We start from the raw sequence: 16,155 nt of genomic DNA on the forward strand, positions 1-16,155 counted from the left end.
ACTTTGTCAAAAAGCATATTGCGATCATTTATTGTTTGTCCATAATATTTTCTTTCTTCAACTTTTGCTGCTTCTATTTTCTGCTTCCTTTTTTGTAAGGCTTACTAATTTTCCATCCTTGTGTACCCCTGCCTGCCATTTTCCACTGGCTAACTTTCTGAAGTTTGCCATGACGCCTTTTCCCCTTTCAATCCTTTAAAGCAATTTCGATAAGGCCCCTAATTTTGATTTTTCTTCTGTTGTCAGAAGCCTGTCCTTGAAAAATAGTGGATCATTAGAATCTAATAAATGATCAAGTTTCAATCGTTCGTCTCTAACTCGTAGCATAACCGTTGTTCAAACTTTTCAGGTAATTCCTGTATGTGCTCAATAATATCTTCTGTTTTTTCACCTTGCATAGTTATATTTAAATTCATATATCCTGCTGCTTTCATCAAACCCTCGTATGGAACTTCTAAGCTTTTTTAATACTTCAATTGATGGTTAATCACGTTTCCCACCTTTTTATTAACACAAAACAGTCTAGGATAGGATGTTAAACCACCTTATTATTCATTTTTATCCATATAGTGGTGAAATCAAAAAATACGGCTTGTTTTAGGTGAACAAAGCTACATCAATCATCAATCATCAATAATTCAGTTTTCAGCACACCTGTCATGAGGAGACAGTCGTACTGCTGACGAAAATATGATAGTTGAACCCTTGGAATCGCTTATGGTGTGATTTCAAGGGTTTTGTTTGTTTTGTGGGATTTGAGAGTAATCATGAGTAATTTGGTTTTAGCGGTTTGATGTCGTTTGTGGAAACAAAAATAACGTTGAATAGGGGATACATTTTTGCAATGATGGTTTAACAAGTTGGTGCGGAAGAGTGAAGAAACAAGGATTTAAAATAGTTTCAGCAGGCATTTTTTAAAGTAATAATGAAATATATAAATATTTCATATTATCGTTGACGAAGCAAACTCGATATGTTTTAATGTGTAATATATAAATATTACAAAAAATATTTTCTGTGATTAGGGGCGATTTATTTGGAGAAAAGAAAATTAAATGAATTCGTAACATTCGTTCCTGGTATTAATCCAACAAGAGCACAAAAGCAGTTTGAAACTCGAAAAATAAATTATTATGACCAAGCGTCTTTTGAAGCGGATTATAATCGTGAGGACGTAGCTGTTGAAGAAAAGGCAAAACCTTTATTTCAAAGTAACCTATCGTTAAATGAAGGTGATGTTGTTATCAGTAACTCATTGCAGCTAGCAACAATTGTCGGTGAAAATAATGTTGGTAAAGTGTTGTCCCTCAATTTTACGAAAATAGAGTTTGATAGCGAACAACTTGATAAGAGATATTTTCTTTACTTATTTAATGCTCATAAAGATGTGAAGCGACAAAAAGAAAGGGAGTTACAGGGGAGTGGTCCTGTTCTAAGAATTCCGCTTCGTGCCCTTGGGGAAATGATCGTTTCAGTTGTTCCGATCGAGGAACAGAAGAAAATAGGCACTATATACGTAGAAACAATGAAGCTACAAAATAAGTTAAGCCAATACGCAGACTTGATAGGGCAGTTTACGAGCTCGGTAATAGAAGGAACATTAAAGGGGGAGTAATTAAATGAAAAGTCAATCGGAATTAGCATTTGAAAATGAAGTTATCGAGTATTTGACCAAAATCGGTGGAGTAAAACAATGGGAATACAAAAAAGACATTAAAACAACTGAACAACTTTGGGATAACTTTAAAATAATCCTAGAACAAAACAATAGCGCTCGATTAGATGAGCCCTTGTCTGTTACTGAATTTAACCAAGTGAAGAAAATTATCACAAGTATCGAATCACCTTACCAGGCCGGACAGTTTTTGTATGGCGTTAATGGTGTTTCTGAAATTGAAGTTGACCTTGATAATGGTAGACATGTGTTCTTGACAGTATTCGACCAAGCCCAAGTCGGTGGCGGGAATACCGTTTATCAAGTAGTGAATCAAATTAAACGGCCAAAAGTTGTTGATGGTAAAACGACTCGCAGGTTTGATGTGACTTTGCTCATTAATGGTTTGCCGATTATTCAAATCGAATTAAAGAAAGCACTTCATAGCGCTACGAAATCTTTAAATCAGATGGAACAGTATATAGCTGAAAAACAATTCAGCGGTATCTTTTCAACTTTGCAGATTTTAATCGCGATGACACCGTTTGATATTCGTTATATGGCAAATACCCCACTCCAAAACTTTAACCGAGCTTTTGCTTTCAACTGGCAAAACGAAGATGATGCTCGCCCTATTCGATCATGGAAAACATTTGCGGATAAAGTGTTGTCCATTCCAATGGCCCATGATTTGGCAACACGTTACATGGTACTAGATGGTACAAAAAACAAAGAAAGTATCAAAGTCATGCGTCCGTATCAAGTCTATGCCACAAAGCGTGTGCTTGATAAAGTTAGAAAGTTTGACTTTAAATATGATGGTGGTAAACTAGGATACATTTGGCACACGACAGGCTCAGGTAAAACAATCACAAGTTTTAAGACAGCGTGGCTGGCAAGCCGTCTATCAAATGTAGATAAAGTGATCTTCTTGGTTGACCGGATCGCACTCACCAACCAAACAGCAGATGCTTATAAAGCCTATGATCCTGTTGCTGGTTTTGAAGGGAAAACTGGTGTGGTGGGTGACACAGCCAATATCTCAGATCTTCATCGCAAACTAACGAAGAAAAGCGATAAGAACATCATTGTAACAAGTATCCAAAAAATGTCGCGTTATGTAGCGCGGGACAGCTTCAAGCCACTTAATGAAAATATTCTTTTTATCGTGGATGAAGCCCACCGTTCAACTGGCAGTGGTACTGAAAATGAAGGGATGCTTGAAACGATTCGAAAAGCAATTCCTAATTCTGCTTGGATTGGTTATACTGGTACACCAAAATTCCCCGAAACACGAGAAATCTTTGGTGAACTATTACATGCATATACCATTAAAGAAGCTATTGCGGATAAAAATGTATTAGGGTTTAACGTTGAATTTAAGGAAACGATCGAGGCTCCCGAAGATCCTACCGAAGAGGATATTGATGATAATATTCGTGGTAGTGTTTACGACTATAGTCCAGAACATGTGAAGTTAGTAGTGAAAGACATCTTTGATAATTGGAAGAAACGTTCAAATGATCGTAAGTATAATGCCTTGTTTACAGTCCACGTTGGTGGTAATAAAGCAAGTACACCAAGAGCGATGGAATATTTTGATAAGTTTGCTGAAGAAAATGCGAATCGTCCAGCAGATCAACGGTTAAAAATTGCAGTAAGTTTCTCAGCAGACACATCCAATAGTATTCATCAGCTGAAAACGAACGAAAACTTGCACAGAGCCATCAAAACCTATAACGCAATGTTTGGCACAGCTTTTGATATGACTACAGTTAAAGCCTACACAGAAGACTTAGCACGACGTTTGAACAAGACAGCTGATGATGGCAACTATTTAGATTTGGTCATTGTTGTGGATCAACTTTTGACCGGTTTTGATGCGCCTGAGATGAATACGCTCTATATTGATCGAACGCTAAAGGGAGGGAACTTGATTCAGGCATACTCACGTACAAATCGAATACATAACGTTGTCGATAAGCCTTGGGGAAATGTCGTGAATTATCGTTGGCCGGAGCAAAACGAGTATGAAATGAATAAGGCTTTTGCTATTTATTCAAATCGTGCATCTGCCGACGAACAACTTTCACTTGAAGAATTGAAGAAAGGAAACGAAGAGTCTGGTATCACTTCCAAACCATTTAGCAAGGTCCAAGCTGAGATGCAAGAAGTCATCAAGAAGCTTTCCACACTCACAGACGATTTTGTACAATTACCACCAAGTGAAAAAGCACAGGATGAAGTTTTTGAGAATCTGAAAGAGTATAATCGTTTATTGAGTCAGTTGAAACAATATACCGTAGATGATGACCAAAATCCTATTTCTGCCTATGATAATCCTGAAGAGTTCTATGAACGTTTAGGTATTACTGAAGAGCAGGAAGTCATTTTAACAACTGTCATTGCTGGTGAGTTGAAAGAGCGACGTGCGAAGCGAGAAGACATTGATATTTCGCAAGTCAATCTCTCGATGGTTCATATTCACGATGTGACCATCAACTATGATTATTTGATTGAGTTGATTGCCCAGATGGCTGACGAAGTACACGCAAACAAAATGTCGGAAGCGGAAAGTACACGTGATGAAATCCATCTTGAAATTGCCAAGTCTGACAATGAAAAAGAAAAATCTAAGATGAGTCATTTTGTATCTAAGATTTTCTCGAAAGAGTTTGAATTTGATCATTATCCAGCACCACGAAGTGTTGAGAAAATGAACCAAGCAATGGATAAAGCACAAAAGGATACGAATATCCAACTTGTAACGAACTTCATCCGCACTTGGGGACTTGATAACAGTACAAAGCCTAAGGAACTTGAAAACTTGATTAAGAAACACCGATTAGGTCAAGAGGATATGGATAAACAAGGGGAGTTAACAGCAATCATGAATGACGCAAGAGCTGATTATAAAGAAATCGCAGTTGAAGAGATTGCAGCTTTAAGCTGGGTTCGGTATCGCATTGAATTTCGTAAAGCATTTTACGAAATGGCTGACGAAATTAAGAAGGGAGAATAGTCAAGTGATAAAATTAAGCAGATTAAAGAAAGGAGAACAGAAATGAATTTATACACAGAACGCCATGGATTAAGAAAACCAATTACACGTACTAGTAAAATTTCAAAAGAAGTTTATATTTTGCTATTAAATATATGTCAAAAGTACTATAAAAATCTAACGTATATCTTTAAGCTTCAACAGCATTGTTCTTTTGTGGGCCAGGGTTATATTGAATTTAACCGTAGTCAATTTGAAAATAGAATGGCAATAAAAATTCCTAATATTTTGAGGGATGAGTATGGTCATATAGCTGCCCCACAAGATAATGATGATTATGATCAATATTCATTAATTGACCTTATAGAGTATGTTGCTGAAAATATAAAGGATATTTCTGAAGGATGGAATAATGATCGTTACAAAAATTATTGGGATATTCGTTGTTTGGATACAACAAATGTTTTTGATGATTATCGGAATGAAATAAACGAAATATTTCAAGAGTCTGGGTTGTTGTTTACATTAACCCGCGGAAAACTTATTGAGCGTATAGTAGAAAACAGCCCGCTTTCACCTGAAATAGAGACACAAGTCCAGAAAATTGCTGAATATGGGACAAGAGAATTGATGAAAGATGCAATTGCATTATACAAAACACCAAATCCAGCAGCCCGCCAAGATTCCGTGGAGAAAATATGGGATGCCTTTGAACGTCTGAAAACATATTATAACAATCTTGACAAACGTGACTCTGCAAACAAAGTGGTAAATGATATGAGCAATGGGCAGTTAGAATTTAGTGCTATTTTTGATGCTGAATTTAGGGCACTAACAGACATTGGTAATAGTTTTAGAATCCGTCATCATGAGACAAATAAAATTGATATTACAGATAATCGCCACTACGATTACTTTTTTAACCGTTGCTTGTCGTTAATTGCTTTAGCGATTCAGTATTTAAAATAAAAGGAGATTAGAAATGAGTGATAAAATAACAAATTCACCCCAAATCAGATTTGCAGGATTTGCGGATGCTTGGGAACAGTGTAAGTTGGGGGAAGTTCTTAAAAAAAATAGTAAAAAGAACAAAGACCTAGCAATAGAAAATGTCGAGAGTGTATCAAACAAAACTGGATTCACAAAGCAAACTGAACAATTTGGTGATTATTCTGTAGCTAGTGCAGATCTTTCAAATTATTACGTGATCAGAGAGAAGCAGTTTGCTTATAACCCCTCACGTATAAATGTTGGTTCAATAGCTTATAAAGCTGAAGGAGAGGAAAAATCAGTAGTTTCCCCTTTGTATGTGTCTTTTTCAACTACACATAGGTTAGAGGATAGCTATTTGTGGAACTGGGTTAAAACATCAGGATTTGAACGCCAACGTCAAACATTATCTGAAGGTGGAGTGCGTGATACTCTTTCATTTAATCAGTTAGCTGAGATGTACTTATTAGCACCTAACATAGAAGAACAACAAAAAATCGGTGCCTTTTTCAAAGCTTTAGACGATACACTTACCCTTCATCAGCGTAAGTTGGAACTGCTAAAGGATACGAAAAAGAGTCTGCTTCAAAAAATGTTTCCAGAAGATGGAGCCAATGTTCCTGAAATTCGCTTTGAAGGATATACTGATGTTTGGGAGCAGCGGAAGTTGGGGGAAGTATACACAGAAAGGAAAGAACGAGGATACGATTCGTTACAAATCCTTTCTGTTTCCATCCATAACGGTGTTTCAAACGAAGAATTAGACACTGATACTTTAGGGAAAAAAGTGCACAGAAGCGAAGATAAGTCTCTATATAAACATGTTTATTTCGGTGATCTTGTTTTAAACATGATGCGTGCGTGGCAAGGGGCAATCGGAGTTGTAAAATCAGAAGGGATGGTAAGTCCTGCATATATTACTGCTATTCCCAGTGAACAGCTTTATCCTCTGTTTATGGATTATTGTTTACGTCGAGATAAAATGATTGCTCAGATGGACAATCTCTCCTATGGAGTCACTGACTTCAGAAAAAGACTTTATTGGGACTCATTTATTAACGTTTTGTGTCACATACCTTCTGTGCCTGAACAGGAGAGAATTACAGCCTTCTTCACCCAACTTGACCACCTCATCACCCTGCATCAGCGTGAGTTAAATTCGCTTAAAAATTTGAAGAGATCACTGCTTCAACAAATGTTTATATAAGAAAAGGAGATGACACAAATGAGTAATGCAACAGATATTACATCAAAGCTATGGGGAATGGCTAACAAACTGCGTGGGACAATGGATGCAAGTGAGTATAAGAACTATATTTTGCCATTTATGTTCTATCGCTATTTATCAGAAAATCAAGATGAATACTTAAAAGTCAATGATTTGGAAGAGTTCTACGAAGTGACAGATGAGACTGAAAAAGAAGATTACCTTGAAGAAATCAGTAAAGGTATCGGATATGCAATTGACCCAACCTACACCTGGGACAAAGTCGTATCAAAAATTGAAAATCACAAAATCAAAGCAAGTGACTTCCAAGATATGTTTGACTCATTCAATACTAATGCCAAACGTAATGCTGTCGCAGAAGTGGACTTTGCTAACGTATTTTCAGATGTTAACCTTGGGGACACACGTCTTGGTTCAAGTACAAACGAACGTGCAAAGGCTTTGAATGATATCGTGTTGATGATTAACGAGTTCACTTTCAAAGACGACTCAGGGCATGACATTTTGGGCGACGTTTATGAATATTTAATTGGGCAATTTGCTGCCAATGCCGGTAAAAAAGGCGGGGAATTCTATACACCTCATGAAGTTAGTCAAGTTTTGGCAAAAATTGTTACGATTGAGGCAGCTGATACTGGCGATCAATTCCGTGTTTATGACCCTACAATGGGATCAGGTTCACTTCTTCTAACAGTCCAAAAAGAATTGCCAAATGGTGATGAAGAAGGAAGCGTTGAGTTTTACGGCCAAGAGTTAAATACGACGACTTATAATTTAGCTCGCATGAACTTAATGATGCATGGGGTTAACTATCGCAATATGGAGTTGAAACGAGCAGACACACTTGATGCTGACTGGCCATTTGCTGAAAAAGATGGCACACAAATTCCTTTGAAGTTCGACGCCGTCGTATCAAATCCCCCATACTCTCATAAATGGGATACAAAAGATGTTGATCGAGAAAAAGATACACGTTTCAAGGGTTATGGTGTAGCACCTGCATCTAAGGCAGATTATGCTTTTGTACTGCATGGACTTTATCATTTAGATAAAACTGGAACAATGGCTATCGTATTGCCGCATGGGGTACTCTTCCGAGGTGCTTCTGAAGGTAAAATCCGCAAAAATATCATAGATAATAATCTATTAGATACTGTTATTGGATTGCCAGCTAACTTGTTTTATGGTACAAGCATCCCAACCTGTGTCTTGGTATTCAAAGGTCGTGAAGCTCGAAAGAGTAAAGATATTTTGTTTATCGATGCTTCAAATGAGTTTGTAAAAGGAAAGAACCAAAACAAACTCTCTCCTGAAAACATCGACAAAATTATTGAAACATACAGTAACCGTAAAGACGTTGAAAAATATGCTCATGTGGCATCTTTGGATGAAATCAAAGAAAATGATTACAATTTAAACATTCCACGTTATGTCGACACGTTTGAAGAAGAAGAAGTAATTCCACTTTCACAAGTGGCTCAAGAGTTGGCAGAAGTTAAAGCGGAAATTGCGAGTTCATATGATAATTTGTTTGGGCTATTGAATGAGCTGGAAGGGACAACAGATGAAGCCAAAGAGGAACTGAGTAAATTTATCAGTCTTTTAGGTAAATAATATTGTTAGAAAAGAGCTAAGGAGGATTTAAACCTTGGCTCTTTTCACAAACATTTGGGAACAACGAAAGTTGGGGGACTTAGCTGATATTGTATGCGGCTTCTAGTTCATGCCAACTTTACATTATAATCCATTTTAAACCGTTTAAAGAAATGGCTATATATCAAAGGCTTAAACGGTTTTGTTGTAAATCAGTTCATCCCATTTCGAGCAAATTTGATCAAGTTCGAAATGGAAGGCTCCATCGGTTAATAGTAAAACCCCGCCATATGGCGGGGTTTTTTTATTTATTGAATAGTGAAATTTCCGTATTCGCTTGACCGGACATGAATCGGCCCGTTTAAATTGTAGTTCTTCTCTTTGACAATATCGCGGAAAACGTCGACTCGGGCAACCGATTCTCTCCATTCATCCTGGGTGTCCTCATCTGACGGATTCATCAGATCGTCATAGCGCACATCCAAGAATTTATTGAGCCATTTCTTCTCGTCCGTTCCGTCTTTCGGTGACCCGCCCATTTTTTTGTTCGTGCGTTTAATCAGGGCATAAAAGGAGTCTGGATCATCGCCGTCACCATGCTGAATCACCGTATCGTACATCACCGCTTTGGCCAAGGCCGTTTTCAGTCCGGCATTTTCTGAACGTTTCATCGCCGGCTGATAATACAAGCTGTCATTTACCTTATCCTGGGCAGCGCGGAAGGCTTTATCATTGCCAAGTGAGCGCCAGGCAGAAGCGAATCCTTTCAGATTGCTGATGTCATCGCTTTCGTCCTTCGCAAGACGGCGCAATTCAGGCAAATACTTTTTCAATTTGTTATTCGGCACCGCTTTCGTGTATACTTCGACTACTTCCAGCGCATCTCCGGTAGCCGTCGTAAAGCCGGCCCGCCCGCAGGTGTAACCTCTTCCGTCATCCAACGCTTCAACATATCCGTATTGGATTTCCGTCTTTCCGTTTTCAAAGATGCTGGTCAGCTGTTCCGCCCGGCGCTTCTGATCCTTATTCAGCCCGGCCGCAAAAACCGTACCGCTCATCATCAGGGTAAAAAACATGGTGAAAATAAGAGATGAAACCGCCGTCTTCTTCCAAAAACCTGCTTTTTTCTTCAAACTGATTTTCATTGTCATACCCCTTTCATATGTAAGTTACGCACTCAGTATACATGAGGGGGTGGTTTTGTTGTTGAAAACACACGAATTTGTCAATATTTTGAATACTAAGCCCTATCCGGTGCTTCATAAAAAGAACGCATCTTCACCAGACAGACAATCCCGTTCTCGCGTCATTCTCATCTGTAACATAGTCAACGCGGTGAAACCCGCATTGTACAGCCTGCTGAAAAAGGGCTTCGAGCATGTCCGGATCTTTGCAATATAACGTTACATACGAGCAATCTGCAATGAGAAGCACAAGTTCACAGGAACTATCCAAATATTCCTCATACGTATTGATTTCCGTTACCATCCTGCTCGGGAAAGCTTTCAATTCAGCAAAAATCATATAATAAGGGTCTCCTTCCAGACGCTGACGGAGTTCTTGGCCCTGAATGATGCGCTGATTTTGCGGAAACAGGTCTGTATCGGTGTCTTCATTGAATTCAGTATACGCCTCTCCATCACCGATAAACCATGTATAGGAAGAGATGGGGAACGGTTGTAATATATCTGCCGCAAACCGTCCGATTTCATTTGGGATGTCAAAAGTAATGCCGCGTTTCATATGGTCGTATCTCCTTTCGGCTTTTGCTAGAATAATATGGTATGCCATTTGGATAAATATTGAAAGGGGTGAGTGTTATGACAACAAGATACGGAATTGATGCGCCTTATGGAGCGTTTGGATTTATCTTTCTTGCGCTCCTTTATGCCGCAGGCACATTATACGGCATGATTCCTCTTTTCTGGGGCTGGCTGACGGGTGCCTTGTTTTTAGTGCTCGGTCTTTGGATGCTCTTGTATTCAACGGCCATTAAACTTTCACACCGCCATCGCATTCTTGCGCTTTCCGGGTTAAAGCCGGACATGAAAGTGCTTGATATTGGGACGGGACGGGGGCTGCTAGCCATCGCCGCGGCTCAAAAAGGCGCTGACGTCTCAGCGATTGACAAATGGTCAAGCTGGGATCTGGGCGGAAACGGAAGAGACGCATTTGAAAAGAACAGACGGGCAGAAGGAGCGCTGGAAATTGATTTGTATGACGGACTCGCGCAAGCCATGCCGTTTCCTGATAAATCGTTTGACCTTGTCATTTCGCATTTTGTCGTACACAACATTTCAGGCAGAAAAGAGAGGGAACGGGCGATCACGGAAATGGTGAGGGTGCTGAAGCCTGGCGGCACATTGGCCGTGTCAGATATAAAAAATACATCACAATACAGAGCAATTCTTGAGGAAAACGGCTTTCACACAAGAACATATTCCTTTTATTATACGTTTCCGTTTTCAAAACTCATTGTCGCCGTCAGGACTCCGGTAGGAACCGGGCGCTCCATTTGTTAAAATAAATAAGACAAAACAGATAGAAAAGGTGTTACACATGAAGTCTTATATAATTATCGGAGCCGGCATTCTCGGTGCGTCCGCGGCTTATCATCTCGCAAAGGCCGGTGCGGATGTAACGGTCTTTGACAGGAAACACCCGGGGCAGGCGACTGACGCCGCGGCAGGGATCGTCTGCCCGTGGCTGTCGCAGCGCCGCAATCAGGCATGGTATGCGATCGCAAAAGGCGGAGCCCGCTATTATAACCAATTGATACAGCAGCTTGAAGCTGACGGAGAAACGGACACCGGTTATCAAAAGGTCGGTGCCGTCAGCCTCCATACGGATGAAAAAAAGCTCAGCCAAATGGAGGAAAGGGCTTATAAAAGAAGAGAGGACGCCCCTGAAATCGGTGACATTACAAGACTGACACCGGCAGAAACGAAGGCATTGTTTCCCGCGCTGTCGGAGGAATACGGTGCGGTTCATGTCAGCGGCGCGGCCCGGGTGAACGGGAGGGCGCTTCGTAAGGCGCTGTTAAACGCGGCCGTTAAGCACGGAGCTGCTGTTTACAATGAAGAAACGTCAATATTGACAGAGGACGGTGCCGTCATCGGTGTGAAAACCGCAGAACGCACGCTTACTGCCGACCAGGTTCTCGTAACGGCCGGCGCTTGGGCGAGAGAGCTGCTTGAACCGCTCGGCATCCGTTTTTCAGTATCATACCAAAAGGCGCAGATCGTTCATTTAGAGCTTCAGGGAGAGGAGACGGGCGGCTGGCCCGTCGTCATGCCCCCAAACGATCAATACATTCTCGCCTTTGACAGCGGCAGAATCATAGCGGGTGCGACTCATGAAAACGATACCGGCATGGATTTGCGGGTGACGGCCGGCGGCCTCCGCGAGATTTTTGACAAAGCATTAACCGTGGCGCCGGGGCTTTCAGACAGTACTATGATAGAGACAAGAGTCGGTTTCAGGCCGTTTACTCCCGGTTTTCTTCCCGTCATCGGCAAAGTGCCGAATATCAGCGGACTCCTCGTTGCCAACGGGCTGGGCGCCTCAGGACTGACGAGCGGGCCGTATCTGGGGGCTGAACTGGCGAAACTCGCGCTCGGGCAGCAGACGGAAATTGATTTGAGCCTTTATGATCCGGCCGGGGCGCTTGAATAAAAAATAGCTTTTGGCGCATTCTTATGATAGGATGGAGCTTTAATGAATAAGAGGACGTGACCCATTTTGATAAAAATAAACCTTCCTGCTCCTGATGTAACCATTACGGAACGGCAGCAGTCACCGTCGGAAAATGAACCGGCGATTAAAGCGATTTACGGTTTCATTGATTTTCACCAAATTCCGAGAGACAAAGGCGGCATCTTTATGTTTTATAACATTCATGATGAGCTGCTGTTTGTCGGGAAAGCCCGTAAATTAAGACAAAGAATCAAAAAGCATTTTGAAGACAATGTGTCGCCTGTTAAACATCACAGGGACGAAGTGTATAAAATTGAAGTATGTGTCGTCAATGATCCGATGGAAAGGGAGATTTACGAAACGTACGCGATCAATACCCTTCAGTCGAAATACAACATTGAGAAAGTATTTTATAAATAAGGAAAACCGGAGCTTAAGGGCTCCGGTTTTCTTTATGTTTACAGTGCCAGCCACATCACTGCAATATGCACGATCAGCAGACAGTAAACGACGAGGAACAGCTGGACGACCTTTTTTCTGAATAACATGCAGATCATCATGAGCACAGGAAAAATCAGGACGCCGGCCGTTTTATTGATTGATGTATTCGGACGGTTCGACACGTCATAGTGAATGGCCATATCAGCAGGAAGAAACGGATAAAACACAATCGACAGAATAAAGGCGAGAATCACAGCTCCCCACAGCACCTTATCATTCATCAAAAACATATGAACACTCCCTTTTTACATATAATAGTATATTAGTCCGAAAAATCTAATTTATCAATATTTTACCTGTTGAATGGTGTATAATCATGTCAATGAAATTTCCATACGCTAGGAGGGTTTCAATTGACTGACAAGAAGCAAACCAGCATGTTTTCATTCTTTCTTTTTATCATGGCCGCCTGGATCATCGTTTTGTTTTTTACCATCATCGCGGCACTGCCAAGCTCCGCCATCCAATTAACCAAGCACCAATCCAAAACCGTTTCCATGATTTATCCGCAAAGCTGGGGATTTTTCAGTAAAGATCCGAGAGAAGACAGCTTGAACATCTATCTTCTTGATGCCGATGAGGAGCTCAGATGGCCGAATAATTCTCTGAAAAATGTGATCGGGTTAAACCGTTACGGCCGGACGCAAGGGATAGAGCTCGGCCTTATGCTGGAAAAGCTGCCTTCCAAAGAGAAGTGGGACGACTTCACGACTGGCCAAGACATTAAGGATACCACATTTTTGAAAATGAAAAATGAGTCTCCCTCCCCAAGGCTGAAAGGGAAAATGATCATTACATATGAACGCATTACCCCATGGGCATGGAGCCAGCATACCGAAACGAAAAGAACCATCAAAAAATACATCGGAGTGGATGTCAATTGATTCAGGATGCAAAAAAGCAGCTCACCTTATGGATGATGAAGAATCCGCCTTGGACAAATGTGTACGGGCTTGCCAGAAGCTTAATCGCGCTCGGCACGCTGCTGACATTGCTGTTCAATCCGGCGTCTGTCTTCTTCAAAACGCAAAATCAAATGCTCAGCTTTTCCGACACGTTCAGCCTGTTTCTGCTGTTTCCCGATTTCCGTTACATTGAGATCGTCAAAGCCGTCTGTATCTGTATGTTAATCCTTGTCGTCATTGGCTGGCGGCCCCGCCTCACCGGTTTTTTTCACTGGTGGATTTCGTACAGCTTCCAAAACTCCGCCGTTACCCTTGACGGGGGAGATCAAGTAGCTGCCGTTTTTACGCTGCTGCTGCTCCCGCTGACATTAACCGATCCGCGGAAATGGCACTGGTCTCCGTACGAGGCGTCTTTTGAGAAAAGGCCGCTTGAGCCTTATTACCGCTCCTTATGCTGGGCCACACTGACAATCATCAGAATACAGGTCGCGATGCTGTACTTTAACTCTGTCATTGCCAAACTGATGGAAGAAGAGTGGCAGAACGGGACCGCCGTTTATTACTATTTGAATGATCCGATGCTGGGTCTGCCGGATGCGCTTCACGGTCTGTTTGACTTTATCCTGCAGTCCAAGCTTGTCATCATCCCGACTTGGGGCACGCTCATTGTGCAAACCATTATGTTCTGCGCTTTGTTCGCTCCGAAAACATATTGGCGTCCGATATTGTTTATATCCATTTTTATGCACGAAATCTTTGCCGTTATGCTGGGACTGACCTCGTTTTCCATTACGGTGGCTGGTATTTTGGTCCTGTTTTTGGTGCCGGCAGAGAAAACAGTAGCTTTGAACCATTACAATCCCCTTTTTATCAGATACAATTTTTTCAATAAAAGGAAAAGGAGGAAATTATATGGTTAAAAGCAAGAAGTCCGCAGCTGCCATGATGCTGGTGTTTGTTTTAATGGTCGCATTAGTCGGCCCGCATGCCGCGGCAAAAACTGAGCCGTCCGTCTCTTATTCGGGTGAAGACATTTTTTCCGGCATCTTTTTCGGACAAGGTGAGGTCGCAAAGCTCCTTCCTGAAGTATGGGATACCAAGGCTGTTAAAAAGATTGATCAGGATGAATTAAAGCAAGTTTCCGATCAGGTGATTGCTGATATTAAAAAGTCATCGCCGGATTATTTTAAAGAGTTAAAAGCGGCGGTCTACAGCGGCGATTATGAGAAAGTGAACAGCGTCATTGATCAAGGTTCGCAGATTATGGCGAAAGTGCTGAAAGAAGAGTTTGACAAAAAGAGCATGGACAAAGGAAAATCAACGGCCATCGGCCAATGCGCAACGGCTGTATGGGTATTCTTAAACGCGGCGGCCGCCATTGAGACGATCGCTCTTGCGGTAGCGGCTATCATTTTGACAGTAGCAAGCGTTGACGAAGATTCCGATTTAGGAAAAGAGCAGCTCATCGCTAATGTCGTTGACCGCATTAACGCGCAGCACTGAGGCTGAAGAAAGAAAACGCTAAGGAGACGAACCTTAGCGTTTTTTTGATTGAAGCATCTGTTTTAAATATGCTTCTGAATCAAAGCCGAGTTCCTCGTCGGCTTCTTTTTTCAGTTCAAGCTGAAGTCGCACATACGTGTCATATTTCGGGCTAAGCTTTTGAAGTAGATTGCTGAAAGGCGATCCTTCCTTCAGCGCGGGCAGATCAGAAGCGGATTCTCCGACCTTGATCAGGCTTTCTCTGTATTCTTCATCTGTCTGCACTCTTTTCACAAGCTGAATGATGATGTTTTTATGAGTGTCCCAAGTGGCGGGGTCTCTCTCCAAAATCCGCTCGATAAATTGGTCATGCTGGACTTTGTGCTGCTGGAGCTGAGCCGGATCCTCCCTGCCGACCAGCTGCATCATCGGGTGTGCAGCCGGAACTTCTTCCATATCATCCAATACTTTAATAAGCTTTGCCCATATCGTTTTTTTCTCATCTGTATCAATAGAAAAGTCGAGGAACGGTTCAAACAGCGCGGCGATAAATTCTCCGAAATCTCCCGGGAACAGTTTTTTCAGCTGAAGTCCCATATACTTCGGTTCATCTATTTTGACCTCGCCGATATCATGCAGAATTGAATCGACATTTTCCGCATCTTCCACGCGCTTGATCAGCATTTCAGTCAGTTTCCGTTCCTGCTCAAGCTCTTCAATCTGCCGGCTGAGCTTTTGATGCTGCTGGCGCAGTATATCATGCAGACTGCTGCCCTCTAAGAGGAACGCTTTAATATCGCTTACAGACAGTGCCAGCATTCGGAGGGCGGCAATCATTTTCAGCGTATTCACGTTCTGAGCGGAATACTCACGGTATCCGTTATCAGGGTTTTTGCTGACGGTGATTAAACCTTCCTGCTCATAATATTTGATGGCTTTTTTCGTGAGACCCGTCTGCCTGGCGGCTTCTTTTATATTCATTCTGAATCACTCCCTGCTTTTCATTCTAAACGTGTCTCTAAGGGTCAGGTCAAGAGAGGGCGGGAAATAAGACGGTTTTATTTTATATTTTAGAAATTTCAGAAAATATGATTGACAACGCACC

At 41.5% G+C, this 16,155-nt stretch carries 16 protein-coding genes; 11 read left to right on the forward strand and 5 right to left on the reverse strand.

Annotated features, from left to right (window positions below; all coding sequences use genetic code 11):
* Positions 1 to 299: 299 nt before the first annotated feature.
* A complete protein-coding gene (locus tag ACWJJS_RS04545) occupies positions 300 to 434 on the reverse strand; it encodes a hypothetical protein (RefSeq protein ID WP_410571772.1) in 135 nt (44 codons plus the stop codon).
* Between the two features lie 602 nt (positions 435 to 1,036).
* Here ACWJJS_RS04545 and ACWJJS_RS04550 point away from each other — a divergent pair.
* The 5 genes from ACWJJS_RS04550 to ACWJJS_RS04570 are packed head-to-tail and all read left to right on the forward strand — an operon-like array spanning position 1,037 to position 8,487.
* Positions 1,037 to 1,615, forward strand: coding sequence for a restriction endonuclease subunit S (locus tag ACWJJS_RS04550; RefSeq protein ID WP_454023350.1), 579 nt, complete (start codon positions 1,037 to 1,039; stop codon positions 1,613 to 1,615).
* A 4-nt stretch (positions 1,616 to 1,619) separates the two neighbouring features.
* Positions 1,620 to 4,676: a type I restriction endonuclease subunit R gene (locus ACWJJS_RS04555; RefSeq protein WP_454023351.1), complete on the forward strand. Its 3,057-nt coding sequence runs from the start codon at positions 1,620 to 1,622 to the stop codon at positions 4,674 to 4,676.
* 42 nt (positions 4,677 to 4,718) lie between these two features.
* A complete protein-coding gene (locus tag ACWJJS_RS04560) occupies positions 4,719 to 5,624 on the forward strand; it encodes an AbiJ-NTD4 domain-containing protein (RefSeq protein WP_454023352.1) in 906 nt (301 codons plus the stop codon).
* Positions 5,625 to 5,637: 13 nt separating this feature from the next.
* Positions 5,638 to 6,852 (forward strand): restriction endonuclease subunit S, encoded by a 1,215-nt coding sequence (locus ACWJJS_RS04565; protein WP_454023353.1) that lies wholly within the window; start codon positions 5,638 to 5,640, stop codon positions 6,850 to 6,852.
* Positions 6,853 to 6,870: 18 nt separating this feature from the next.
* Positions 6,871 to 8,487, forward strand: a complete 1,617-nt coding sequence (locus ACWJJS_RS04570; RefSeq protein ID WP_454023354.1) for a type I restriction-modification system subunit M — start codon at positions 6,871 to 6,873, stop codon at positions 8,485 to 8,487.
* Positions 8,488 to 8,774: 287 nt separating this feature from the next.
* Here the strand turns inward: ACWJJS_RS04570 and csn are convergent, their stop codons facing one another.
* Complete coding sequence (gene csn / locus ACWJJS_RS04575; protein WP_003151879.1) at positions 8,775 to 9,611, reverse strand: chitosanase; 837 nt, start codon at positions 9,609 to 9,611, stop codon at positions 8,775 to 8,777.
* A 133-nt stretch (positions 9,612 to 9,744) separates the two neighbouring features.
* Positions 9,745 to 10,209: a DUF2691 family protein gene (locus tag ACWJJS_RS04580; RefSeq protein ID WP_102422535.1), complete on the reverse strand. Its 465-nt coding sequence runs from the start codon at positions 10,207 to 10,209 to the stop codon at positions 9,745 to 9,747.
* Positions 10,210 to 10,286: 77 nt separating this feature from the next.
* Between ACWJJS_RS04580 and ACWJJS_RS04585 the strand changes: the two genes are divergently transcribed.
* The 3 genes from ACWJJS_RS04585 to ACWJJS_RS04595 all read left to right on the forward strand — a co-directional run bounded on the left by ACWJJS_RS04585 (position 10,287) and on the right by ACWJJS_RS04595 (position 12,582).
* Complete coding sequence (locus ACWJJS_RS04585; RefSeq protein ID WP_094247516.1) at positions 10,287 to 10,988, forward strand: class I SAM-dependent methyltransferase; 702 nt, start codon at positions 10,287 to 10,289, stop codon at positions 10,986 to 10,988.
* Between the two features lie 37 nt (positions 10,989 to 11,025).
* Positions 11,026 to 12,141 (forward strand): NAD(P)/FAD-dependent oxidoreductase, encoded by a 1,116-nt coding sequence (locus ACWJJS_RS04590; protein WP_077722798.1) that lies wholly within the window; start codon positions 11,026 to 11,028, stop codon positions 12,139 to 12,141.
* Between the two features lie 66 nt (positions 12,142 to 12,207).
* Positions 12,208 to 12,582 (forward strand): nucleotide excision repair endonuclease, encoded by a 375-nt coding sequence (locus ACWJJS_RS04595; protein WP_007410094.1) that lies wholly within the window; start codon positions 12,208 to 12,210, stop codon positions 12,580 to 12,582.
* A gap of 38 nt (positions 12,583 to 12,620) precedes the next feature.
* Here the strand turns inward: ACWJJS_RS04595 and ACWJJS_RS04600 are convergent, their stop codons facing one another.
* The gene (locus tag ACWJJS_RS04600) at positions 12,621 to 12,893 is read right to left on the reverse strand and encodes a DUF1648 domain-containing protein (RefSeq protein WP_077722797.1); all 273 of its coding nucleotides are present in this window, start codon (positions 12,891 to 12,893) and stop codon (positions 12,621 to 12,623) included.
* A gap of 123 nt (positions 12,894 to 13,016) precedes the next feature.
* On the opposite strand from ACWJJS_RS04600, the gene ACWJJS_RS04605 reads away from it, so the two are divergent.
* The 3 genes from ACWJJS_RS04605 to ACWJJS_RS04615 are packed head-to-tail and all read left to right on the forward strand — an operon-like array spanning position 13,017 to position 15,071.
* Positions 13,017 to 13,547, forward strand: a complete 531-nt coding sequence (locus ACWJJS_RS04605; RefSeq protein WP_454023355.1) for an SdpA family antimicrobial peptide system protein — start codon at positions 13,017 to 13,019, stop codon at positions 13,545 to 13,547.
* Positions 13,544 to 14,488, forward strand: a complete 945-nt coding sequence (locus ACWJJS_RS04610; RefSeq protein ID WP_058906331.1) for a sporulation-delaying protein SdpB family protein — start codon at positions 13,544 to 13,546, stop codon at positions 14,486 to 14,488. The genes ACWJJS_RS04605 and ACWJJS_RS04610 overlap by 4 nt, the downstream gene beginning before the upstream one ends.
* Positions 14,481 to 15,071: a sporulation delaying protein family toxin gene (locus tag ACWJJS_RS04615; protein ID WP_007410098.1), complete on the forward strand. Its 591-nt coding sequence runs from the start codon at positions 14,481 to 14,483 to the stop codon at positions 15,069 to 15,071. Before ACWJJS_RS04610 ends, ACWJJS_RS04615 begins: the two co-directional genes overlap by 8 nt.
* 33 nt (positions 15,072 to 15,104) lie before the next feature.
* Here the strand turns inward: ACWJJS_RS04615 and ACWJJS_RS04620 are convergent, their stop codons facing one another.
* A complete protein-coding gene (locus tag ACWJJS_RS04620) occupies positions 15,105 to 16,031 on the reverse strand; it encodes a MerR family transcriptional regulator (RefSeq protein WP_071392251.1) in 927 nt (308 codons plus the stop codon).
* Positions 16,032 to 16,155 lie beyond the last annotated feature (124 nt).

The organism is Bacillus sp. JK106 (genome assembly GCF_053663355.1).

Bases quoted from the DNA above. Each gene is read 5' to 3' on its own strand.
- ACWJJS_RS04545 (WP_410571772.1), bottom strand. From the start codon at position 434: ATGAAAGCAGCAGGATATATGAATTTAAATATAACTATGCAAGGTGAA.
- ACWJJS_RS04555 (WP_454023351.1), top strand. From the start codon at position 1,620: ATGAAAAGTCAATCGGAATTAGCATTTGAAAATGAAGTTATCGAGTAT.
- ACWJJS_RS04560 (WP_454023352.1), top strand. From the start codon at position 4,719: ATGAATTTATACACAGAACGCCATGGATTAAGAAAACCAATTACACGT.
- ACWJJS_RS04565 (WP_454023353.1), top strand. From the start codon at position 5,638: ATGAGTGATAAAATAACAAATTCACCCCAAATCAGATTTGCAGGATTT.
- ACWJJS_RS04570 (WP_454023354.1), top strand. From the start codon at position 6,871: ATGAGTAATGCAACAGATATTACATCAAAGCTATGGGGAATGGCTAAC.
- csn (WP_003151879.1), bottom strand. From the start codon at position 9,611: ATGAAAATCAGTTTGAAGAAAAAAGCAGGTTTTTGGAAGAAGACGGCG.
- ACWJJS_RS04580 (WP_102422535.1), bottom strand. From the start codon at position 10,209: ATGAAACGCGGCATTACTTTTGACATCCCAAATGAAATCGGACGGTTT.
- ACWJJS_RS04585 (WP_094247516.1), top strand. From the start codon at position 10,287: ATGACAACAAGATACGGAATTGATGCGCCTTATGGAGCGTTTGGATTT.
- ACWJJS_RS04590 (WP_077722798.1), top strand. From the start codon at position 11,026: ATGAAGTCTTATATAATTATCGGAGCCGGCATTCTCGGTGCGTCCGCG.
- ACWJJS_RS04600 (WP_077722797.1), bottom strand. From the start codon at position 12,893: ATGTTTTTGATGAATGATAAGGTGCTGTGGGGAGCTGTGATTCTCGCC.
- ACWJJS_RS04615 (WP_007410098.1), top strand. From the start codon at position 14,481: ATGGTTAAAAGCAAGAAGTCCGCAGCTGCCATGATGCTGGTGTTTGTT.
- ACWJJS_RS04620 (WP_071392251.1), bottom strand. From the start codon at position 16,031: ATGAATATAAAAGAAGCCGCCAGGCAGACGGGTCTCACGAAAAAAGCC.